Annotated in this window: 21 protein-coding genes; 20 read left to right on the top strand and 1 reads right to left on the bottom strand. The window is 37.9% G+C overall.

Translation table 11 applies throughout. The features are described from left to right. The first annotated feature begins 71 nt into the window (after positions 1-71). The 5 genes from ACWATA_RS00670 (at position 72) to ACWATA_RS00690 (ending at position 5,468) form a co-directional block, all read left to right on the top strand. Positions 72-674: a FadR/GntR family transcriptional regulator gene (locus tag ACWATA_RS00670; protein WP_028411785.1), complete on the top strand. Its 603-nt coding sequence runs from the start codon at positions 72-74 to the stop codon at positions 672-674. A gap of 226 nt (positions 675-900) precedes the next feature. Continuing rightward, on the top strand, positions 901-1,782 hold the full coding sequence (accD, locus tag ACWATA_RS00675; RefSeq protein ID WP_028411784.1) for an acetyl-CoA carboxylase, carboxyltransferase subunit beta: 882 nt from the start codon (positions 901-903) through the stop codon (positions 1,780-1,782). After that, a complete protein-coding gene (gene accA / locus ACWATA_RS00680; RefSeq protein ID WP_047749772.1) occupies positions 1,776-2,753 on the top strand; it encodes an acetyl-CoA carboxylase carboxyl transferase subunit alpha in 978 nt (325 codons plus the stop codon). Before accD ends, accA begins: the two co-directional genes overlap by 7 nt. Positions 2,754-3,232: 479 nt before the next feature. Next, positions 3,233-4,993: a pyruvate kinase gene (gene pyk, locus ACWATA_RS00685; RefSeq protein ID WP_045291184.1), complete on the top strand. Its 1,761-nt coding sequence runs from the start codon at positions 3,233-3,235 to the stop codon at positions 4,991-4,993. An 82-nt stretch (positions 4,994-5,075) separates the two neighbouring features. Next, entirely contained in the window at positions 5,076-5,468 is a 393-nt protein-coding gene (locus ACWATA_RS00690; RefSeq protein WP_033579618.1) for an FxsA family protein, read from the top strand. A gap of 39 nt (positions 5,469-5,507) precedes the next feature. Here ACWATA_RS00690 and ytvI read toward each other — a convergent pair whose 3' ends face one another. Further along, the gene (ytvI, locus tag ACWATA_RS00695) at positions 5,508-6,617 is read right to left on the bottom strand and encodes a sporulation integral membrane protein YtvI (protein ID WP_047749773.1); all 1,110 of its coding nucleotides are present in this window, start codon (positions 6,615-6,617) and stop codon (positions 5,508-5,510) included. 113 nt (positions 6,618-6,730) lie between these two features. On the opposite strand from ytvI, the gene ACWATA_RS00700 reads away from it, so the two are divergent. The 15 genes from ACWATA_RS00700 (at position 6,731) to nrdR (ending at position 22,695) form a co-directional block, all read left to right on the top strand. After that, positions 6,731-7,192 carry a DUF441 domain-containing protein gene (locus ACWATA_RS00700; protein ID WP_033579620.1) on the top strand — a complete coding sequence of 154 codons (462 nt, stop codon included), beginning with the start codon at positions 6,731-6,733 and terminating at the stop codon, positions 7,190-7,192. A gap of 360 nt (positions 7,193-7,552) precedes the next feature. Beyond that, entirely contained in the window at positions 7,553-8,671 is a 1,119-nt protein-coding gene (gene citZ / locus ACWATA_RS00705) for a citrate synthase (RefSeq protein ID WP_323873937.1), read from the top strand. A gap of 74 nt (positions 8,672-8,745) precedes the next feature. Next, entirely contained in the window at positions 8,746-10,038 is a 1,293-nt protein-coding gene (gene icd / locus ACWATA_RS00710; protein ID WP_255255780.1) for an NADP-dependent isocitrate dehydrogenase, read from the top strand. A gap of 28 nt (positions 10,039-10,066) precedes the next feature. Continuing rightward, the gene (mdh, locus tag ACWATA_RS00715) at positions 10,067-11,005 is read left to right on the top strand and encodes a malate dehydrogenase (protein ID WP_013059443.1); all 939 of its coding nucleotides are present in this window, start codon (positions 10,067-10,069) and stop codon (positions 11,003-11,005) included. Positions 11,006-11,138: 133 nt separating this feature from the next. After that, entirely contained in the window at positions 11,139-11,615 is a 477-nt protein-coding gene (locus ACWATA_RS00720) for a MaoC family dehydratase (protein WP_473049540.1), read from the top strand. 178 nt (positions 11,616-11,793) lie between these two features. Continuing rightward, entirely contained in the window at positions 11,794-12,510 is a 717-nt protein-coding gene (locus ACWATA_RS00725) for a response regulator transcription factor (protein WP_013085192.1), read from the top strand. Continuing rightward, positions 12,503-14,275, top strand: coding sequence for a two-component system histidine kinase PnpS (gene pnpS / locus ACWATA_RS00730; RefSeq protein WP_473049541.1), 1,773 nt, complete (start codon positions 12,503-12,505; stop codon positions 14,273-14,275). The genes ACWATA_RS00725 and pnpS overlap by 8 nt, the downstream gene beginning before the upstream one ends. 329 nt (positions 14,276-14,604) lie before the next feature. Then, positions 14,605-17,232 (top strand): DNA polymerase I, encoded by a 2,628-nt coding sequence (gene polA, locus ACWATA_RS00735; RefSeq protein ID WP_367076838.1) that lies wholly within the window; start codon positions 14,605-14,607, stop codon positions 17,230-17,232. 21 nt (positions 17,233-17,253) lie between these two features. Continuing rightward, the gene (mutM, locus tag ACWATA_RS00740; protein WP_028411775.1) at positions 17,254-18,087 is read left to right on the top strand and encodes a DNA-formamidopyrimidine glycosylase; all 834 of its coding nucleotides are present in this window, start codon (positions 17,254-17,256) and stop codon (positions 18,085-18,087) included. A gap of 60 nt (positions 18,088-18,147) precedes the next feature. Continuing rightward, positions 18,148-18,777, top strand: a complete 630-nt coding sequence (ytaF, locus tag ACWATA_RS00745) for a sporulation membrane protein YtaF (protein WP_033579623.1) — start codon at positions 18,148-18,150, stop codon at positions 18,775-18,777. A gap of 23 nt (positions 18,778-18,800) precedes the next feature. Beyond that, a complete protein-coding gene (coaE, locus tag ACWATA_RS00750; protein WP_221831926.1) occupies positions 18,801-19,397 on the top strand; it encodes a dephospho-CoA kinase in 597 nt (198 codons plus the stop codon). A 275-nt stretch (positions 19,398-19,672) separates the two neighbouring features. Beyond that, complete coding sequence (locus ACWATA_RS00755; protein ID WP_013059435.1) at positions 19,673-20,704, top strand: glyceraldehyde-3-phosphate dehydrogenase; 1,032 nt, start codon at positions 19,673-19,675, stop codon at positions 20,702-20,704. 425 nt (positions 20,705-21,129) lie between these two features. Then, positions 21,130-21,510, top strand: coding sequence for an adenosylmethionine decarboxylase (speD, locus tag ACWATA_RS00760; protein ID WP_013059434.1), 381 nt, complete (start codon positions 21,130-21,132; stop codon positions 21,508-21,510). Positions 21,511-21,603: 93 nt separating this feature from the next. Beyond that, on the top strand, positions 21,604-21,990 hold the full coding sequence (locus ACWATA_RS00765) for a hypothetical protein (RefSeq protein WP_028411774.1): 387 nt from the start codon (positions 21,604-21,606) through the stop codon (positions 21,988-21,990). 243 nt (positions 21,991-22,233) lie between these two features. Next, a complete protein-coding gene (nrdR, locus tag ACWATA_RS00770; RefSeq protein WP_013059432.1) occupies positions 22,234-22,695 on the top strand; it encodes a transcriptional regulator NrdR in 462 nt (153 codons plus the stop codon). Positions 22,696-22,714: the final 19 nt, after the last annotated feature.

Here is a 22,714-nt window from a genome sequence, read left to right on the forward strand (position 1 = left end):
CAACTGTTCTTTGACAGGCATGATGCTTCAAGCATGCCTGTTAAAGTAATGTAAAGTGAGTGGTAATAAACTTGAAGAATGAACGTTCAAAAGTATATGTAGAAATTCTAAAACAAATTCGCCAGCTAATGGAAGATGATCGTTTAACTACGGGTGATAAAATCCCGTCAGAACGAGAGCTTTCTGAACGGTTAGGCGCAGGACGTTCTTCCGTTCGAGAAGCGCTCAGAGCGTTAGAGCTAATTGGATTGATTGAAACTAGAAGAGGTGAAGGTACGTTTATTAAAGAAGTGGGAGATCATCAATTTATTGATTTATTAGCTACTTTTTTAATACAAGACGGCAAAACAAAGTCAGACTTAATTCAGACGAGATATATTCTGGAAAAAAGCTGTTTGTTTTCTGTTTTAGCGGAACAGAACAAAATCAATGTTTCAAAAGTAATTCAAAAGCAGAATGACGATCGCTTAAAGAACTTGTTTGACTATTTGTTTTCTTTGCAGCCTAATCGGCTATTGCACCGAATTTGGCTGATTATTTGCCGTTTTTCTCAAACCTTTCAACAAAACTCAGCGCCAAGCGACACTCTTATAAATGAATTAGTAGAGGCGCTAGTTAAAAAAGATGAAGCAGCTGTATTAAATCTTCACCATCAGTGCTACAAACAAGTGTGAAAGAAGGAATTTGTCGAAAGAGACATGCCATCTTTCTACACAAAATCAAACCGTCATCTAGTAAAGTAAATAGCAACTAATAAAGTGAAGCGAATAATTCATCCAATTTTTTCTTATATGTCGCTTGTTTTTGCGTTTGAGACGGGCTTTCATAACGTGTAAAGTAGAAGAAGAGGAAGAAGAAAGGTTCTTATGTTAAAGAAAAGAACCAAAAGGAGGTTACACCTTGTTACGAGATTTATTTACAAAAAACACAAAAACTCCAAAAAAACGAAAATATGCTACGATTCCTTCTGAGCATATGAGACAAGATGTACCTGAAGGGATTATGACCAAGTGTAAAAAGTGTAAGAAAATCATGTATACAAAAGAGTTAAATAAAAACTTAAAAGTATGCTTAAACTGTGGATACCATCATCAAATGACAGCACCAGAGCGTATTGAAAGCTTGATTGACAGCGGTACGTTTGTTGAATACGACAAAGATATGACGTCAGAAAATCCTCTTGGATTCCCGGATTATCTTGAAAAGCTCGAAAAAGATCGTGAGAAAACTAATTTAAGTGAAGCGATTGTTACGGGTGAAGGAGATATTGAAGGAATTAAAGTAGTGGTTGCTGTTATGGATTCACATTTCCGTATGGGAAGCATGGGTTCTGTAGTAGGTGAGAAAATTACTCGCGCCATTGAAAAAGCAAAGGAAATGCATGTCCCATTCCTTATTTTTACAGCTTCAGGCGGTGCACGTATGCAAGAAGGTGTTCTGAGCTTGATGCAAATGGCTAAAACTAGCGCAGCCCTTAAAATGTTCAGTGACGAAGGCGGCTTAATCATTTCGATCATGACACATCCTACTACGGGAGGAGTGTCAGCAAGCTTTGCTTCGCTAGGCGATTATAATTTAGCCGAGCCGGGCGCGTTAATTGGCTTTGCTGGAAGACGTATTATTGAACAAACAATTAGAGAAGAGCTTCCAGAAGATTTTCAGACGTCTGAATTTCTGTTGAAGCATGGTCAATTAGATGGAGTTATTGACCGTCACGATTTAAAAGACACGTTAACAACTATTTTAGATATACACGTAGCAGGAGGTGACATCGAGTGGTAAGTGAATTAGAGTTTGAACGTCCAATTGTTGAGTTACGCGACAAGATTGCAGAACTGAAAGAGTTTGCTAAAAATACAGAAGTGGATTTATCTAGCGAAATTGATAAGTTGGAAAAGCGCTTAGAAAAAGTAGAAAACGATATTTACAATCATCTAAGCCCGTGGAACCGTGTTCAAATTGCTCGTCATCCTGAGCGTCCTACAACACTCGATTATATTACTCGCTTGTTTACAAACTTTTTAGAGTGTCATGGCGATCGCTTTTATGGAGATGATGAAGCAATCGTAGGAGGAATTGCCAAGTTTAATGGCGTGCCTGTTACCGTGATTGGACATCAGAGAGGTAAAGATACGAAAGAAAATATTCGTCGTAATTTTGGTATGCCTCATCCTGAAGGCTACCGTAAAGCACTGCGTCTAATGAAGCAAGCGGAGAAATTTAACCGCCCAATTATTTGCTTTATTGATACAAAAGGAGCTTATCCAGGAAAAGCGGCAGAAGAACGCGGACAAAGCGAAGCTATTGCGAAAAATCTTTTCGAAATGGCTGGCTTAACTGTACCTGTTATTTGTATTGTCATTGGAGAAGGAGGAAGCGGAGGAGCCTTGGCATTAGGTTTAGGAAATCACCTTCATATGCTTGAGAACTCGACGTATTCAGTTATTTCTCCAGAAGGAGCGGCTGCCATTCTTTGGAAAGATTCTTCTCTTGCTAAAAAAGCTGCTGAAACGATGAAGATTACAGCACCGGATTTGAAAGAACTGGGTATTGTAGATGAAATGGTTTCAGAGGTAAAAGGCGGAGCTCATCGAGATATCGATGCACAAGCTGGATACATGGAAAGCATTATTAAGAAGTCATTAAAAGAACTGATGAATTTATCAAAAGAAGAGCTAGTGGAGGAGCGTTATTTAAAATACAAAAAAATCGGACAATTTGCAGCTGAAAACGATGCCATTACTATAAAATAAAGAAACGTGCACTCTTGAAAAATAAGGGTGCGCGTTTTTGTGCGGTTTGTATAGCCCTTCTCTATTGTGTTTACAAGTTCTTCGTGGTATTTTATAGACAGCAAAAACCTTTAAGTAAAAGTAGAAAAAGAGTGTTTTTAAAAAAATTCCTATGGTTATTAGCAGCTGTGCGAGCGTTTGTCTTTTCTCTAAAACGTGAGATATATAAGACAAATCAGGCAGCAAGTATTGCTGTATGAATTGCAGGGAATAGTAAAACAAGAAGCAAACGATGAAGAAATTCATCGTTAAAGTGCTGTGTATTTGTTTGCTATTTGATTCAGCGCTACGTAGGTGTTTCATAAGTTACACGTAAAGCAAGGTGAACAGGTTAAGGGAACAAAATATTTGTTCACAGCCTGCTTGTAAAAGGTTAGTAAAGGAAATAGCTGTTTGCTCTACTTAAAGAGTAAATAGTAAATATATAGGAGGAAATTTGAATGCGTAAAACTAAAATTGTATGTACTATTGGACCAGCGAGTGAAAGTGTAGAAAAATTAGTTGAACTAATTAACTCAGGCTTAAACGTTTGTCGCCTAAACTTCTCTCACGGTGACTTTGAAGAGCACGGTGCACGTATTGTTAACATTCGTGAAGCTGCGAAACAAACAGGTAAAACAGTAGGTATCTTACTTGATACAAAAGGACCTGAAATTCGTACAAACACAATGGAAAATGGTGCAATTGAGTTAGAAGAAGGCGCTGAAATCATTGTTTCTATGACAGAAGTAGTGGGAACAACTGAAAAATTCTCAATTACATATCCAGGTCTAATTGATGACGTACACGTAGGATCAAAAATCCTTTTAGATGACGGTTTAATCGGTCTTGAAGTACTAGACGTCAATAAAACTGATGGTGAAATCAAAACGAAAGTACTTAACCCTGGTACATTAAAAAATAAAAAAGGTGTAAACGTGCCAAACGTAAGTGTAAACCTTCCTGGTATCACTGAAAAAGATGCAAACGATATTGTATTTGGTATCGAACAAGGCATTGATTTTATCGCTGCTTCTTTTGTGCGTCGTGCATCTGATGTATTAGAAATTCGTGAACTACTAGAAAAACACAATGCAGCTCACATTCAAATCATCTCAAAAATCGAAAACCAAGAAGGCGTAGATAACATCAAAGAAATTCTTGAAGTTTCAGACGGCTTAATGGTTGCTCGTGGTGACTTAGGAGTAGAAATTCCTGCTGAAGAAGTACCATTAGTACAAAAAGATCTGATCAAACAATGTAATGCACTTGGCAAACCAGTTATTACAGCTACACAAATGCTTGATTCAATGCAACGCAACCCGCGCCCGACTCGTGCGGAAGCAAGTGACGTTGCCAATGCTATCTTTGATGGTACAGATGCAATTATGTTATCTGGTGAAACAGCTGCAGGTTCTTACCCAGTTGAAGCTGTACAAACAATGCATTCAATCGCTTCTCGTGCTGAGCAAGCTCTAAACTACTCTGAGATTTTACAACAGCGCAGCAAGCAAGTTGGCCCATCTATTACAGATGCAATCGGACAATCTGTTGTACACACAGCGCTTAACTTAAACGCTAGTGCAATCGTAGCGCCAACAGAAAGTGGTTATACAGCGAAAATCGTTTCTAAATATCGTCCGCAATCTCCAATCGTAGCTGTTGCAGCAAACGATTCTGTTGCACGTCGTCTTTCTCTAGTATGGGGTGTTACACCAGTTGTTGGTGAGCGCGTAAGTACAATTGACGATATGTTAGATCACGCTGTAAATGACGCAGTAAAAACAGGCGTTGTAGCACACGGTGATTTAGTTGTTATTACTGCTGGTGTTCCAGTTGGAGAATCAGGTGCAACGAACTTAATGAAAGTTCAAGTTGTAGGTGACGTTCTGGCTAAAGGACAAGGAATTGGTCGTAAAGCAGCAGTTGGTAAAGTAGTTATTGCTAAAACTGCTGAAGAAGCAAATGCAAAAATGACTGAAGGTGCTATCCTTGTTACAAACAGCACAGATCGCGATATGATCAGTGCAATCGAAAAAGCAGGGGCTCTTATTACGGAAGAAGGCGGTCTAACAAGCCATGCAGCTGTAGTAGGATTAAACTTAAGCATTCCTGTCATTGTAGGTGTAGAAAACGCAACAAGCGTATTCTCAGAAGATCAAGATATTACAGTTGATGCTTCACGTGGTGTTGTATACAACGGACACGCAAGCGTACTGTAAGAAACACGTAGATGATTGAAAAAAAGAGAAGGGGAAATCCTTCTCTTTTTGTTTAGGCAATTCAATAAGCGAAGAGGTGATGATGGTGAGGAAGCTTCTTCCGCTCCTTCTTATTGTACCTGCTGTTGAGGTAATGATTTTGATTTATTCAAGTCATCTCATTGGTGTAATGTCAACATTTTTACTGATTATTGCTACCAGTTTTATTGGTGCGTTTTTAGCGAAAAAACAAGGAACATCTCTTTTTCAAAAAGCACAGCGTCAGATGAGCCAAGGACATGTTCCAAGCGGTGAAATCCTTGATGGTATGTGTGTACTATTTGGCGGTTTGTTTCTACTGTTTCCAGGCTTCTTGACAGATGTTGTAGGCTTTATCTTTTTACTGCCGTTTACACGCAAAATCGTTAAGCCTTTCCTTTTAACGTGGCTAAGAAGATTTTTTCAAGGACGTAATCGAATGACGATTATTCGTTAACTAGAAAGTGTGTGAAAGAAGCTTCTTTCACACACTTTTTCATTTTCCTATAATAAACTGCCACGTTTCTTTAAAAACTCCCGTTGTATGAAGTGTTTTTAGAATAACAAGAATAACAGGGCCAACTATTAATCCAAAAAATCCAATCAATTGATATCCTACAAATAAAGCAATTAATGTAGCAAGAGGGTCAAGACCAATGCTCGATGACAGAATCTTGGGCTCCATAATTTGTCGCTGCACAAGTACTACAGCATATAGTACCGAAAGTCCTACAGCAAATGACACATTATCTGTTGCAAACGCATAAATCATCCAAGGAACAAAAACCAGTCCTGTTCCGAGGTAAGGAAGAATATCTACTAAGCCGATTAATAAAGCGACTGTAATAGCATAATCAACCTTAAGAACAAGTAAACCAAAAAGAACGATAATGGTGGTAATCGAAATAAGCGTAAGCTGAGCTTTAATAAAACCAAACAGTGCATTTTTAAGCTCCATAACAACTGTCTGTCCATTTTCTCTTACTTTTTTAGGAATAAACACGCTGCTTTTAGCCATCAGCTTGTACCAATCTTTACTAATAAAAAAAGTAGCCAGCAATGAAAAAATAATCACAGTAGCTGCATTAGGCAATACGGATAAAAATACTGGGATGCTTTGCAATACATTTTGCAGAAAATCGCCCACCGTTTGAGCGATATGGTTGCCTACCCCTTTAATGTTCGATAAAATAGTTGCTTGCTGACCGGTATTTAAGTTATTAAACATAGAAGTAATGCGTTCATAAAACGGAAGTATTTGTTCTGTAGCAATATTTTCAATAAATATGACCACTTCTTTGAAATTTGTGGGAACAACTTTCGCTAAATACGTACTTCCTGCAATAATTTCTGTGATAAGTAACGTAATAAGTCCAGCCAAAAGAGAGAAGATAAGAACCATTGACAGTAAAACAGCTAAGTAGCGTGGTAAGCGCAGCTTTAATTCAAATAGATTAACCATAGGATTTATAAAAAAAGCGATGCAGCAGGCGATAATAAATGGATAGAGGAGAGAAGAGACATAATAACTAAGAAATACAGCTGCTGCAATAATTACCAACACACAAGCTAAGCGAAATAGGCGATGTAAATGAAGCTTGTACACAATAAATAGAGGCCTCCTTGTAAACGATAGTCAACAAAAGAAAAAGCTACTCATAAAATAGTTACGTAATACGCTTTAGAATTATCACAATAAAAAAAGAAAGGATGAGTAAAATGTTTTCACAACCGATGCTTTTTTTAGCTGTTTTACTCGTAATTGGATTAGTGGCTAAAAATCAATCATTAATCATTGCAGTTGCATTTTTACTTATTTTAAAATTAATCGGGTTAGACAGTAAGGTTTTTCCTTTTCTACAATCAAAAGGAATTAATATTGGGGTAACGGTGATTACAATTGCCGTTCTTGTGCCAATTGCAACAGGAGACATAGGGTTTAAACAATTAGGAGAAGCTGTGAAATCTTCTTATGCCTGGATTGCTCTAGGAGCCGGCATTGCTGTAGCAATTATTGCCAAATATGGGCTTACGCTCTTGGAAGATGATCCGCATATTACGACCGCTTTAGTTTTTGGCACAATTCTTGCTGTGGCGCTGTTTCAAGGGGTAGCAGTAGGTCCGTTAATCGGTGCTGGAATTGCTTATTTATTTATGAAATTAACTGAACTTTTTTCGTAGAAATTTTTGTATAATAATAATTTTTTTAAAATTTCTTCTCTCTTTTGATTCACAAAAGTCAGATAATTGTTTATAATATATTTTGAGGCCGCATCTTTTTACATACAATTGTATGTTTTACCTATAGGGCTGTAACAAAGCAATGACACATGCAGATGTTTTAATTTTGTGTGTTATTGAAACAAATGGAAATGTAAGCATTTTCTTTACGTGGGGTGAAGGAATGTTCTTCCAAGATATATATTCAAAAGAGGCGCTTCGTATATCATTTAATGTCTAGTTGAGCAGAAGCTCAATTTTGTTTTTCACGTTTTACACAGAAAGGTATGGGGAATTTTTTCTGTAAAGGAGTGGAGATTTATGACAGCAACTCGAGGTCTAGAAGGGGTAGTCGCTACAACGTCAGCAGTAAGTTCAATTATTGATGACACTTTAACATATCAAGGCTACAATATTGATGATTTAGCGAATTATGCAACATTTGAAGAAGTGGTGTATTTACTATGGCACGGAAAATTACCTAACAAAGAAGAATTATCTGTGTTTTCTAGATTACTAGCAGAAAACGCTAAATTACCCCAAGAAGTCTTAAATCATTTCAAAACTTATCCAATTCAAGATGTTCATCCAATGGCAGCTTTAAGAACAGTCGTATCACTATTGGGGTTGTACGATCCTGAAGCTGATTTAATGGATGAAGAAGCAAATTATCGCAAAGCTGTTCGTTTGCAAGCACAATTACCAACGGTGGTAACGGCTTTTTCAAGAGTCCGTAACGGATTAGAGCCAATTGAACCAAACGAAAACTATAGCATTGCCGCTAACTTTTTATATATGTTAACCGGCGAAGAGCCAACTGATATCCAAGTAGAGGCATTTGATAAGGCACTTGTCTTACACGCTGACCATGAGCTAAATGCTTCAACTTTTACAGCTCGTGTCTGTGTGGCAACATTATCTGATATTTATTCAGGAATTACAGCCGCTATTGGAGCGTTAAAGGGTCCTCTTCACGGGGGAGCGAATGAAGCTGTTATGAAAATGTTGTCTGACATTCAAACAGTTGAAAACGCAGAACCTTACATTCGCGAAAAGCTCGCGAAGAAAGAAAAGATTATGGGATTTGGACATCGTGTGTATCAGCAGGGTGATCCTCGTGCCAAGCACTTGAAAGAAATGTCTGAAAAACTTACAAAACAAGCAGGAGATACAACGCTATACGATATGTCAGTGAAAATTGAGAAAATCGTAACAGGCGAGAAAAAGCTTCCGCCAAACGTTGATTTCTATTCAGCTTCTGTATACCACAGCTTAGGTATTGATCACGATTTATTTACTCCGATTTTTGCCGTAAGCCGCGTATCAGGATGGATTGCTCACATTTTAGAGCAGTATTCAAACAATCGTTTGATTCGTCCAAGAGCTGATTATATCGGTCCTGGAAAACAAACGTACATTCCGCTTGAAGAGCGCAGCTAAACAATGTGACGAAGGTGCTCACGTTCGTTGAGCACTTTTCCATAAGTGAAAGTAGACAATTTTTTAAGGAGGTCATTCTCATGACAAAAGGTGAACAAATTTCTGTAGCAAACGGCGTTTTAAACGTACCAAATAACCCAATTATTCCATTTATCGAAGGTGACGGAATTGGTCCGGATATCTGGGCAGCAGCTTCCCGCGTATTAGAAGCAGCAGTTGCAAAAGCATACAATGGTGAAAAAGAAATCGTTTGGAAAGAAGTATTAGCAGGTGAAAAAGCATTTAATCAAACTGGCGAATGGTTACCGGAAGAAACGTTAGATGCAATTCGCGAATACATAATTGCAATCAAAGGACCATTAACGACACCAGTAGGCGGTGGAATTCGTTCTCTAAACGTGGCATTGCGTCAAGAATTAGACTTATTCACATGCTTACGTCCTGTTCGCTACTTTGACGGCGTACCTTCTCCAATTAAGCGCCCAGAAGATACAGATATGGTTATCTTCCGTGAAAATACTGAAGATATTTATGCTGGTATTGAATATGCGAAGGGTTCTGAAGAAGTACAAAAACTTGTTTCATTCCTACAAACGGAATTAGGCGTAAATAAAATCCGTTTCCCTGAAACTTCTGGATTAGGTATTAAGCCTATTTCTTCTGAAGGAACGGAGCGTCTTGTGCGTGCAGCAATCAACTATGCGATTGAACAGGGCCGCAAGTCTGTTACGCTTGTACACAAAGGTAACATTATGAAATATACAGAAGGCGCATTTAAAAATTGGGGCTATGAGCTAGCTGAAAAAGAATTCGGCGATAAAGTATTTACTTGGGCTCAATATGACCGTATCGTTGAAAAAGAAGGTGCACAAGCTGCAAACAAAGCTCAAGCAGAAGCGGAAGCAGCAGGAAAAATTATTGTAAAAGATTCTATTGCAGATATCTTCTTACAACAAATTTTAACTCGTCCACGTGAATTTGATGTAGTAGCAACAATGAACTTAAATGGAGATTACATTTCAGATGCATTAGCAGCACAAGTTGGCGGTATCGGAATTGCTCCAGGAGCAAACATCAACTATGAAACTGGACATGCTATCTTTGAAGCAACTCACGGTACAGCACCTAAATATGCTGGTTTAGATAAAGTAAACCCATCTTCTGTATTATTATCAGGTGTGTTAATGCTTGAACACCTTGGCTGGAATGAAGCAGCGGATTTAATCATGAAATCAATGGAAAAAACAATTGCTTCAAAAGTAGTAACATATGATTTCGCACGTTTAATGGACGGCGCAACAGAAGTGAAGTGTTCAGAGTTTGCTGATGAATTAATTAGCAATCTAGGAAAACAAGTAACAGTTTAATAGCTATTCATTTAGGGGAGGAATTATAATGGCAAATATGCGTAAAAAAGTATCTGTTATCGGAGCGGGCTTTACGGGAGCTACAACTGCTTTTTTAATTGGTCAAAAAGAATTAGCTGATGTTGTATTAGTTGATATTCCGCAATTAGAAAATCCAGCTAAAGGTAAAGCGCTGGATATGTTAGAAGCAAGTCCTGTACAAGGCTTTGACGCTAACATTACAGGAACAGCCAACTACGAAGACACAGCTGATTCTGACATTGTCATTATTACAGCTGGTATCGCGCGTAAGCCAGGTATGAGTCGCGATGATTTAGTCACAACGAACCAAAAAATTATGAAGTCTGTTACTCAAGAAGTTGTTAAATACTCGCCAAACTGTCACATTATCGTGTTAACAAACCCGGTAGATGCTATGACGTACACAGTATTTAAAGAATCTGGTTTTCCTAAAAACCGCGTAATCGGTCAATCAGGCGTATTAGATTCTGCACGTTTCCGTACGTTCGTAGCGCAGGAGTTAAACATTTCAGTGAAAGATATCACAGGTTTTGTACTTGGTGGACATGGCGACGATATGGTACCTCTTGTACGCTACTCATATGCTGGCGGTATTCCTCTTGAAACGCTTATTCCAAAAGCGCGTCTTGAAGCAATTGTTGAAAGAACACGCAAAGGCGGCGGCGAGATCGTTAACTTATTAGGCAACGGAAGTGCGTACTACGCTCCTGCTGCTTCTTTAGTGGAAATGACAGAAGCGATCTTAAAAGATCAGCGTCGTATTTTACCAGCGATTGCTTACCTAGAGGGTGAATATGGTTATAACGGCATCTACTTAGGTGTTCCGACCGTATTAGGAGCTGCAGGAATTGAGCAAGTAATTGAATTAGAACTTACTGATTCTGAAAAAGCTGCGTTAGATCAATCAGCAAAATCAGTCAAAACTGTCATGGGTGTATTAGCTTAATACAATAAAGTAGGTTTGAGTATAGGTTTTTATAGATATTCAAACAATAGTCACAAGGAAAATTCGAGGGAAACCTCGAATTTTTCTTGTATATAAAGAAAAACTATTACTTTATACAAAAGGTGGAATGATGATGGTATTAGGTAAAAAACAAAAAATAGGTCGAAGTATTGAAGATATAAAAGTTGGAGAAAAATTAACGCTAACTGAACGAATTGAAGATAAAGATATCTTATTGTACTTAGGGCTGACAAATGATTCTAACCCTTTATACATTCAGCATGATTATGCATCTCAGACACCTTTTAAGAAACCTATTGTGCCAAGCATTATGATTACCGGTATTATGACAGCAGCCATTTCAAAGTACTTGCCCGGACCTGGAAGCCATGTTGCAGAACATACGGTTGCCTTTCCCAAAAAAATTCATCATTATAGTACGATTGAATTTTTATTTGAAGTCACAGAGGTAGATGTTTCTTCTAAAACTGTTACGATTGAAGTAGAAGCGGTCAATGAACAAAAAGAGAAAGTAGTAACGGCTCGGTTTCATGTGTATCCGCCGCTTAGACTTCCATCAGTAGAGACACATGACTTTGAAAATTTTTAAAACGCCCTAAATATTGATAAATATAGAAGAAGCTCTTTAGCCATATTTTCTGAAAATGTTGAAATGTATTGGAGAACGAGGCTAAAACATTGTATGATAAGAGAAGATAAATAGAAAATAATATCATTTGGGTGAAGCTGCGGTTTAATTTAACTAGATGGAGGCTTATATCGTTAATATGAGTAAGAAATTATTAGTCGTAGATGATGAACAATCAATTTCAACATTATTACAATATAATTTACAACAAGCTGGCTTTACAGTAGAAACAGCTGAAGACGGGGAAGAAGGATACAACAAGGCATTAGAAGGAAAACCTGATTTAATTGTGTTAGACTTGATGCTTCCTAAAATGGATGGAATTGAAGTTTGTAAAAAGCTTCGTCAGCAAAAAGTGATGACGCCTATTTTAATGTTAACTGCAAAAGACGATGAGTTTGACAAGGTATTAGGGCTAGAACTTGGCGCAGATGACTACATGACGAAACCATTTAGTCCTCGAGAAGTAGTAGCCCGTGTAAAAGCCATTTTACGTAGAACACAAATTATTGCTCAGGAAAATGAACAGGAGGAAGATGGCGAACGCATCATGATTGGTGATTTAAAAATTCTTCCAGATCATTATGAGGCCTACTTTAATCAAGAGCAGCTTGAGCTTACTCCGAAAGAATTCGAGTTATTATTATATTTGGCAAAATACAAAGGACGGGTATTAACTCGTGATCAGCTGCTGAGTGCAGTGTGGAATTATGATTTTGCCGGAGATACGCGAATTGTAGATGTGCACATCAGCCATCTGCGTGAGAAAATTGAACATAATACGCGAAAACCGGTTTATATAAAAACGATTAGAGGATTAGGATATAAGCTGGAGGAACCAAAGGTAGATGAATAAATTTCGTTCAAGGCTACTTTTGGCTCTATTAGTACTTATTATTATTGTATTAGTAGGTCTTGGCCTGCTGCTGGGGCAGTTGTTTAAAAACTTTTATTTTCAAACGTTTCAAGAGCGAATGGAAAAAGAAGCAAAGCTTGTGGAAATGTACATTAGTGAAGAAGGCATCACAAGTCCTGCTTTAAAATCTAAAGTTGATCAAATCAGTCATTCGCTAAGTGTACGAACGACTGTCGTTCAAAAAAATGGAAAAATATTAGTTGACTCAAATCCAGGTAGCAAGCAGCAAAGAATCGAAAAAAGTATTGTAATCCAACAAGTATTAAAAAAGCAGTTAAACAGCAAAAAAAGCTTTGATCAAATTAAAGAAGATTACGACTTATATTACTATGGTATCCCGCTTATTATAGAAGGTAAGCAAGAGGGATTTGTTGTTTTGAGTACATCGTTTGATTCATTAAAACAAGTAAATCAGCAAATCTGGGGGCTTCTTATTGGAAGCTTAGGTCTAGCTTTGATTGTGATTTTACTCTTAGGTGTAAAGATTATGGGGCGCTATACCCGTCCTATTGAATCGGCAACCAAGGTGGCTATGGAACTTGCAAAAGGGAATTATAAAGCTCGTACATATGAAGATTATGTAGATGAAACAGGGATGCTGAGTCAGTCTATTAACGCACTTGCTCGTAATCTGCAAGAGTCTATCACTAATCAAGAAATGCAGCAGGACAGGCTGCGCACCCTAATTGAAAATATGGGAAGCGGTATGCTTCTTATCGATAGTCGAGGCTATATAAACTTAGTGAATCGAGCTTATAAAGAGCAGTTTCATATACATCCGGACGATTTCCTTTATCACTTGTATTATGAGGTATTTGAGCACAAAGAAATCATTAAACTTGTGGAAAAAATATTTATGACCGAAGTAAAGGTTCGAAAACAAGTCGTTTTGCCTTTAAATATTGAACGAAGATATTTTGATGTTTACGGAGCGCCGATTATTGGCTTAAACGATGAATGGAAAGGCATTGTGCTTGTTTTCCATGATATTACCGAGCTGAAAAAACTAGAACAAGTGCGCCGTGACTTTGTAGCGAATGTGTCTCATGAACTAAAAACGCCTATTACGTCCATTAAAGGGTTTAGTGAGACATTGTTAGACGGTGCCATGGAAGATCCAAAGCTGCGAGAGCAGTTTCTATCTATTATTCTAACGGAAAGCCAGCGCATGGAGAGCCTGATTCAAGATCTTTTGGATTTATCTAAAGTTGAACAGCAAGGTTTTAAACTAAGCATTCATTCAGTAGATTTGAATACCCTTCTCTATGAGGTCATAACAGTGCTATCGAACCGAGCGAATGAAAAAGAAATCACTCTAACGTTAGATACGCTTCCTGAAGAAGCGTGGATTGATGGTGACAGTCAGCGCCTTATGCAAGTGTTCGTTAACTTAATTGGCAATGCGCTCATGTATACAATGCCTGGAGGAACCGTTCACGTTTCGCTTGAAGAGGAAGAAGAAACGATTACGGTTCATGTTCAAGATACAGGTATCGGTATTGATTCTGATGAAATTTCACGTATTTTTGAGCGTTTTTACAGAGTAGATAAAGCAAGAAGCCGCAATTCCGGAGGAACAGGTCTTGGATTAGCAATTGTTAAACATCTTGTTGAAGCTCATAAAGGGGAAATTGAAGTGAAAAGTGAAGTCAATAAAGGGACAACTTTTTCGGTGAAGCTGCACAAGTATTTGCCGCAGATGTAAAATGTTTACGTTCCTTTTACAATTTATTTAATGTAGCTTAATAATTAATTGATACAATTTTTCATGGAAACCCCTTCATCCAAGGAGCCAATATGTAAGGCGAAAATAGCTTTAACCGTGCTATTTTCGCCGATTCTTTTTGACAATTTCTATCCATTCACATGCTACACCGCCTAAAATAACTAGGCGGTGTTTTTTATTTTATGATGTATAGATCTTATCACCATATGAAAATAAAACGTTGAATTCAAGAGTACTTTTTGTCCTTAAAGCTTATTGTTTGCTAAAATAAAGGTAAGATAAGAAGAGAGCGAAATGGAGGAACATGAATGACACAAAAACTAGTATTAATTGACGGGAATAGTATTGCCTACCGTGCATTTTTTGCTTTGCCGCTTTTAAACAATGATAAAGGAATACATACAAATGCCATATACGGCTTTACTACAATGCTGACACGTATTTTAGAGGAAGAGAAGCCAACGCATTTACTGGTGGCTTTTGATGCAGGGAAAACAACGTTTCGTCACAAAACATTTACAGAATATAAAGGAGGCAGACAAAAGACGCCTCCTGAACTTTCAGAGCAGTTTCCCTTTATTCGTGAGTTATTAGATGCATATGGAATTAAGCGCTATGAACTGTCTGAGTACGAAGCAGATGATATTATCGGTACACTTTCAAAACAAGCAGAACAAAAAGGAATGGCCGTGAAAGTCATTTCCGGTGATAAAGATTTACTTCAGCTTGTGTCAGAGCATGTAACCGTAGATATTACGAGAAAAGGAATTACGGATGTGGATTCCTATACGCCTGCAGCCATTGATGAAAAATATGGAATCACTGCTGCGCAAATCATTGATATGAAGGGTCTTATGGGAGACAGCTCAGATAATATTCCAGGCGTGCCCGGAGTTGGAGAAAAAACAGCCTTAAAGTTATTAAAAGAGTTTGAAACCGTTGAAAATGTATTGCAATCTATCGATCAAGTCAGCGGTAAAAAATTAAAAGAAAAGCTAGAAGATAATTGTGAATCAGCCATCATGAGTAAAAAGCTTGCAACTATTTATTGCGAAGCGCCTCTTGAAGTATCTGTAGAAGATGCGAAATATGACGGGTTTGAATCTTCAAAGGTCATCTCTTTATTTAAAGAGCTTGGGTTTAATTCTCTGCTTGCTAAATTTGGTGAATCAGCAGAAGAGGAAGCAGATTTTGAAGAACTGACGTTTGAAATAGTGCAGGAAGTTCACGATGATATGTTAACAAGCGAAGCAGCTCTGATCGTAGAAGGTTATGAAGAAAACTATCATCACAATCAGCTGCTCGGTTTTGGAATCAGCAACAAAAACGGCCACTATTTTATTGATAAAGACACAGCTCTTTCATCTTCCAAGTTTACAGCATGGCTAGAAGATGAAGATGTAAAAAAGACGGTATTTAATGGAAAACGTACGATTGTATCGTTAAAATGGGCGGGGCATGAAATTAAAGGAATTGAACATGATGTAATGATTGCTTCTTACATCTTAAATCCCGCTGAAGCAAATGATGACCTAGCGACAATTGCAAAATTAAAAGGATATCATCAAGTGCAATCAGATGAAGCGGTGTATGGAAAAGGAGCTAAGCGAAGCATTGCGGAAGCTGCTCAGCTAGCTGAGCATGTTATAAGAAAAGCAGCCGCCGTAGCTTATTTAAAAGAAGTGTTGGAAAAAGAATTGGTTGAAAATGAACAGTTTGAGCTGTTTGAAAAGCTTGAAATGCCTCTTGCCATTGTCCTTGCCGATATGGAATATCAAGGGGTGAAAATTGATCGGGCGCGTTTGGATGAAATGGGCGAAGATCTTCGAGAACAGCTTGAAAAAATTGAAGCGAAAATCTACGAATACGCTGGACAAGAATTCAATATTAATTCACCAAAGCAGCTAGGAGTTGTTCTTTTTGAAAAAATGCAGCTTCCAGTCATAAAGAAAACAAAAACAGGCTATTCCACATCAGCTGATGTATTAGAGCAATTAGCTAGCGCCCATGATATTATCCCAGAGATTTTACAATACCGTCAGCTAGGAAAATTACAGTCTACGTATATCGAAGGGTTAAAAAAGGTTATTCATGAAAGCGATGGAAAAGTTCATACCCGCTTTAATCAAACGTTAACTCAAACGGGAAGGTTAAGCTCAGTAGATCCTAACTTGCAAAACATCCCGATTCGTCTTGAAGAAGGTAAAAAAATAAGAGGTGCGTTCGTGCCTTCACAGCCTGATTGGTTAATATTTGCGGCGGATTATTCACAAATTGAGCTGCGCGTACTGGCTCATATTGCAAATGATGAAAAGCTAATTGATGCGTTTAAGCATGACTTAGATATTCATACGAAAACAGCGATGGATGTGTTCCACGTCGAAAGAGAAGAAGTAACGTCGAATATGCGCCGTCAGGCTAAAGCAGTTAATTTTGGAATCGTCTATGGCATCAGTGATTACGGTTTATCGCAAAGTTTAGGAATTACAAGAAAAGCAGCGGCTACTTTTATTGAACGCTATTTAAAAAGCTTCCCGGGTGTACAGGAGTATATGGATACGATTGTGCGCGATGCAAAAGAAAAGGGATACGTAACAACGCTCTTGCACCGCCGCCGTTACTTGCCTGAAATCACGAGCCGAAACTTTAACCTCCGCAGCTTTGCTGAGCGTACAGCTATGAATACGCCTATTCAAGGGACAGCAGCTGACATTATTAAAAAAGCAATGATTGAAATGGATAAGCGCTTAAAAGATGAAAATCTTCAGGCTAAGCTGCTGCTTCAAGTACACGATGAGCTGATTTTTGAAGCCCCAGAAGAAGAAATTAAAATTTTAGAGAAAATCGTACCAGAAGTAATGGAGCATGCTTTAGAGCTAGAAGTTCCGTTGAAAGTAGATTATTCTTACGGAAAGACTTGGTACGAAGCAAAGTAGTGGAAAAAGGATGTGACAAACGTGCCAGAATTACCAGAAGTTGAGACCGTCAGACGTACGTTGATTGAATTAGCCAGTGGTAAGACCATTGAGCGTGTAACCGTTAAATGGCCTAATATTATCAAACGTCCTGAGCAAGTTGAGCAGTTTTGTGACGCGCTTGTTGGACAAACCATTCGAGATGTTGAACGCAGAGGTAAGTTTTTGAAAATTGTACTCGATGATTATACGATGGTTTCTCATCTGCGTATGGAAGGAAAATATGCTCTCCATGAAAATGCAGACGAACCAGATAAGCATGTACACGTCTTTTTTCACTTCACCGACGGAACAGAATTACGATACCGGGATGTAAGGAAATTTGGTACCATGCACTTATTTAAAAAGGGAGAGGAAGATCTGTTTCCTCCTCTTATTGGCCTTGGACCTGAACCGTTTGACGAAACATTTAATCCAAGTCAGTTAAAAATGCGAATCGGCAAAACCTCTCGAAAAATCAAGCCGGTTTTACTCGATCAAAATGTCGTGGTTGGGCTAGGGAATATTTATGTAGATGAAGCACTATTTCGCGCAGGGATTCACCCTGAACGAGTGGCCAGCCAATTAACAGACGAAGAGTATGAAAAATTGTACGAAGAAATTGTAGCGACCCTTCAAGAAGCGGTGAAACAAGGGGGCAGCACAATTCGTACGTATGTAAACACACAGGGGCAAATAGGCATGTTTCAGCAGCAGCTTTACGTGTACGGAAGAAAAGGCGAATCCTGTAAAATTTGCGGTACCCCAATTGAAAAATTTGTTGTAGGCGGTAGAGGAACACATATCTGCCCAAATTGTCAGCCGGCTAAAAAATAACAATGGATGGGCTCCTTTCATATACTACGTATAGACAGAAAGGAAAGGAGTCCTCTCATCATGATAACATTTTCTTTACTTATTCTTGCTTTTGCCGTAAGTCTTGACAGCTTTAGCGTTGGCCTGACATACGGACTTCGAAAGGTGAAAATCCCGCTGAAATCCATTTTTATTATTTCATGTTGCTCAGCATTTTCTTTAATGTTTTCTATGTTTTTAGGAAAGGTACTTACGCATCTATTTTCAGTGGATGTACTAAATAAAGTAGGCGGAGGTATTCTTGTTCTACTTGGAATGTGGATTTTATACCAGTTTTTTTGTCCGGCAGATTCATCTCGAGTGAAAGAAGAAAAAACATTAGTGAAAATTGAAATTAAGTCAATTGGCTTAGTCATTAACGTATTGAAAAAACCAACGGCAGCAGATTTAGATAATTCAGGTTCCATCACTGGGATTGAAGCATTTATACTTGGAATTGCATTATCTCTTGATGCATTTGGAGCAGGGTTTGGAGCAGCTTTATTAGGTTATTCGCCGTATGCTTTAGCAATTGCTGTCGCTCTTATGAGTTCACTTTTTTTAAGTGCTGGCATACAGTTTGGCAAAGTTTTTTCACGTTTATCATGGATGAAAATGTTTTCCTTTTTACCGGGAGTTCTGCTTATTATTTTAGGTATTTTTAGATTTTAAATAAAGCGATAAAGGAGAGGCCAATGTCAATTGTAATTGGATTAACGGGCGGAATTGCTAGTGGAAAAAGTACGGTAACCGGAATGCTGAGAGATATTAATATTCCAGTAATCGATGCTGACCACATTGCAAAAGAAGTCGTCGAACCAGGAAAAGAAGCATATAACCAAATTGTAGAGACGTTCGGCCGTGTCATTCTTCACGAAAATGCGGAGATCAATCGAGCGGCTTTAGGGGGAATTGTGTTTTCTCAAGAGGAAGAACGTAAAAAGTTGAATGCAATTGTACACCCTGCGGTAAGAAAAGAAATGCTTTCTCAAAAGGAAAGGTATATCGAGGAAGGATACGATGCTGTGGTATTAGATATTCCGCTGCTGTTTGAAAGTGATTTGACGCATTTAGTCGATAAAGTAGTGGTTGTATATGTCGATGAGCCTGTGCAGCTAGAAAGGTTAAAATCTCGTAATGATCTCTCGACGAAAGATGCCTATGCACGTATCCACGCACAGCTGCCTTTGATTCAAAAAGTAGCCTTAGCCGATGCGGTGATCAATAACAACGGACCTGTAGAGGAAACAAAACAACAGCTTTTAAGTATATTAGCCCTATGGCTAGATTAAAGAGGCTTGGATAAACGTATGTTAGCTGAAGGGAAATCCGAACGAGCTTGATTCTTGAGGTAGAATCAAGCTCGTTCGGATTTTTTTATTGAGAATATTTACGAGCTTCTAAAAAAGAATGTGTTAAATATCTGTTCTCGCTATATACATATAGTAAAACTCAATTAAAATAATTTATTAAAAAAAATTAATATTATTCACTTTTTAAATATTTATGTTATACTATTCAATATAAAAAGTTAAATAGTATAACACATATAGAGAGGGGTATAGCCATGAAAGCACGTATTGCCATTAATGGTTTTGGGAGAATAGGAAGAATGGTTTTTCGCACAGCGATTATAGAGGAGAATTTAGATATTATTGCCATAAATGCATCTTATCCAGCAGAAACATTAGCACATTTAATCAAATATGACTCTATACACGGACCATTTAATGGAGACGTTAAATGTGATGATGATGCGCTAATTGTTAACGGTAAAAGAATCCAGCTATTAAATTCACGCGATCCGCTGAATTTGCCTTGGAAAGAGCTTGGGATTGATTTAGTCGTTGAAGCAACAGGGAAATTTAATTCAAGAGAAAAAGCGCAGTTACATATTGAAGCAGGTGCGAAAAAAGTTGTCTTAACGGCACCGGGTAAACAAGAAGATATTACTATTGTGATGGGCGTAAACGAACGAGAGTTTGATGTGAATCAGCATAACATTATCTCTAATGCCTCTTGTACGACAAATTGTCTAGCTCCAGTTGTCAAGGTGTTAGACGAAGCGTTCACAATTGAAAACGGTTTAATGACGACCGTTCACGCATATACAAATGATCAAAAGAATATTGATAACCCGCATAAAGACTTGCGAAGAGCCCGTGCGTGTGCTCAATCAATTATTCCTACAACAACTGGAGCAGCCAAGGCGCTTTCATTAGTTCTTCCTCATTTAAAAGGAAAGCTTCATGGAATGGCGCTGCGCGTTCCTACGCCGAACGTATCGCTTGTCGATTTAGTTGTGGATGTAAGGAAACCTGTGACGATGGAAGATGTTAATCTAGCGTTCATTAAAGCTGCTGAAGGACCATTAAAGAATATTTTAAATTTAACAATGGAACCACTCGTATCAATTGACTTTAATACAAATCCTCATTCAGCGATTGTAGATGGACTATCGACTATCGTAATGGAAGATCATAAAATTAAAGTGTTAGCTTGGTACGATAACGAGTGGGGCTACTCTCAGCGCGTAGTCGATTTGGTAAGATATATTGCTGCAGAAATGCGTAATGGATCAAAGATAAGAGTAAGCTAAGAAAGCTATAGATTGCTTTTTAAAAAAACAGGGAGCTATCGCCCTGTTTTTTGTTGTTTTTATTCAAAAGAATAGGGAAAAGCAATAAGATAATCATGCAAAGGAGTGTTTCTTTTCCTCAATTTTAATAAAAAAATGAATAGTCGTTTAGCAGCTTTTACACACTGTCTCACGAGAATACAGGGGTAATTTGTATAGGTCTATCTGCGGGAACAATCTTTAATAAAATCAAAACACGTATTGCAAAATAAATGTAAACAAAGTATACTATGTTTCGTGAACTTCTTGTGTACCTTTCGGTGATGTGGCTACTTAAAGGGTTAGGACCTCTTTGGACTAACTTTCCCCCGTGGTAGTTAACATGCTATATGGCGAAAGAACTTCATGTTTAACGATTAAAAATTGTTAAAGGGGGAAATATCATTATGGAAACAATGGGTCGTCATGTCATCTCAGAATTATGGGGATGCGATTTCGATAAGTTAAATGATATTGATTATATTGAAAAAACGTTTGTTGATGCAGCTTTAAAATCTGGTGCGGAAGTTCGCGAAGTAGCGTTCCATAAATTTGCACCTCAAGGTGTAAGTGGCGTTGTTATTATTTCAGAATCACATTTAACGATTCACAGCTTCCCAGAGCATGGTTATGCAAGTATCGATGTTTATACTTGTGGTCATTTAGATCCTACAATCGCAGCAGATTATATTGCAGATGCTCTAAGTGCACAGACACGTGAAACAATTGAATTACCACGTGGAATGGGTCCTGTTCAGGTAAAACAAACTAAAGCGAATGCACTTTAATAGTGTCGATTGATTACGTAAGTTAAGAGGTGTATTACACACCTCTTTTTAGTATATAAATTTTTAATATGCAAAAACAAAGGGGATAACAACATGGGGGTAGTACAAGTAGTTAAATCTTTATTTTCTAATCATGTAGAAACAAGCGATCGTCATTCAGATCCGACTCTAAAAACGCATTATTACAAAACAACGGCTGGGAATGCATTTAAGCAAGTTCATGAAATGTTGAAGCATATGCAAGGGATAGAGATACTTGCTGCGTATGAAGAGCGAGGAGAAATTAGCTTAAACGTTGTAAAAGGAAGAAAAGCTTTTGTTGTGATTACCATTATTAGCGTACGTCCTCTTGAAACCGCTATCGATTTTTCTGCTACAACAGAGTCAAAAGTGGTGCCAGTTGATTTTGGTTTTAGCAAAGAACTTGTACGTACGCTTTATAAGAGCTTTGATCAAAAACTTATTCCTCTTTCTTCGTAAGTTCCTTATCATTTTTGAATTTCAGGAAATAAAATGGGGAAATTCCTTTTCCTTTACTTGTATTCAAGCCTTGTTTTCTATAAGATGGAATAAAGTAAATCCTTTAATATAGCATCGTGTTTGATAAAGGAAATGATGATGACAATCATAATAAATGGCGAATAGCCGGCTAACATAGATGAAAATTAACTTATATGAGAGAAAATAAAAAGAAAAACAAGGTTTATTATTGGAGCTGAGAATATGAAGTGCCCATCCTGTCATTACAATGGAACGAGAGTGCTGGACTCGCGCCCTGTAGAAGAAGGCCGCTCTATTCGTAGAAGACGTGAATGCGAAGAGTGTCACTATCGTTTTACAACTTTTGAGAAAGTAGAAGAACTTCCGTTAATTGTTGTAAAAAAAGATGGAGCGAGAGAAGAGTTCAGCAAAGACAAAATCCTTCGAGGGTTAATTAAGGCGTGTGAAAAACGCCAAGTAAGCTTAAAACAACTGGAAGATACCGTACACGATATTGAAACAGAGCTGCGCAGTCAGGGTACATCAGAGGTGCAGTCAGATGTGGTAGGAGAAATGGTGATGGAGCGATTAGCTGCTATCGATGAAGTCTCTTATGTTCGATTTGCTTCGGTATACCGACAATTTAAAGACATCAATGTATTTATTGATGAATTAAAAGATTTAATTAAGAAGGAACGACTGTAAAAGAGCTATTGAAGTATTC

It is taken from the genome of Priestia sp. USM5 (assembly GCF_058323215.1).

Bases quoted from the DNA above. Each gene is read 5' to 3' on its own strand.
- pyk (WP_045291184.1), top strand. From the start codon at position 3,233: ATGCGTAAAACTAAAATTGTATGTACTATTGGACCAGCGAGTGAAAGT.
- ACWATA_RS00690 (WP_033579618.1), top strand. From the start codon at position 5,076: ATGGTGAGGAAGCTTCTTCCGCTCCTTCTTATTGTACCTGCTGTTGAG.
- ACWATA_RS00700 (WP_033579620.1), top strand. From the start codon at position 6,731: ATGTTTTCACAACCGATGCTTTTTTTAGCTGTTTTACTCGTAATTGGA.
- citZ (WP_323873937.1), top strand. From the start codon at position 7,553: ATGACAGCAACTCGAGGTCTAGAAGGGGTAGTCGCTACAACGTCAGCA.
- mdh (WP_013059443.1), top strand. From the start codon at position 10,067: ATGGCAAATATGCGTAAAAAAGTATCTGTTATCGGAGCGGGCTTTACG.
- ACWATA_RS00720 (WP_473049540.1), top strand. From the start codon at position 11,139: ATGGTATTAGGTAAAAAACAAAAAATAGGTCGAAGTATTGAAGATATA.
- ACWATA_RS00725 (WP_013085192.1), top strand. From the start codon at position 11,794: ATGAGTAAGAAATTATTAGTCGTAGATGATGAACAATCAATTTCAACA.
- pnpS (WP_473049541.1), top strand. From the start codon at position 12,503: ATGAATAAATTTCGTTCAAGGCTACTTTTGGCTCTATTAGTACTTATT.
- polA (WP_367076838.1), top strand. From the start codon at position 14,605: ATGACACAAAAACTAGTATTAATTGACGGGAATAGTATTGCCTACCGT.
- ytaF (WP_033579623.1), top strand. From the start codon at position 18,148: ATGATAACATTTTCTTTACTTATTCTTGCTTTTGCCGTAAGTCTTGAC.
- coaE (WP_221831926.1), top strand. From the start codon at position 18,801: ATGTCAATTGTAATTGGATTAACGGGCGGAATTGCTAGTGGAAAAAGT.
- ACWATA_RS00755 (WP_013059435.1), top strand. From the start codon at position 19,673: ATGAAAGCACGTATTGCCATTAATGGTTTTGGGAGAATAGGAAGAATG.
- speD (WP_013059434.1), top strand. From the start codon at position 21,130: ATGGAAACAATGGGTCGTCATGTCATCTCAGAATTATGGGGATGCGAT.
- ACWATA_RS00765 (WP_028411774.1), top strand. From the start codon at position 21,604: ATGGGGGTAGTACAAGTAGTTAAATCTTTATTTTCTAATCATGTAGAA.
- nrdR (WP_013059432.1), top strand. From the start codon at position 22,234: ATGAAGTGCCCATCCTGTCATTACAATGGAACGAGAGTGCTGGACTCG.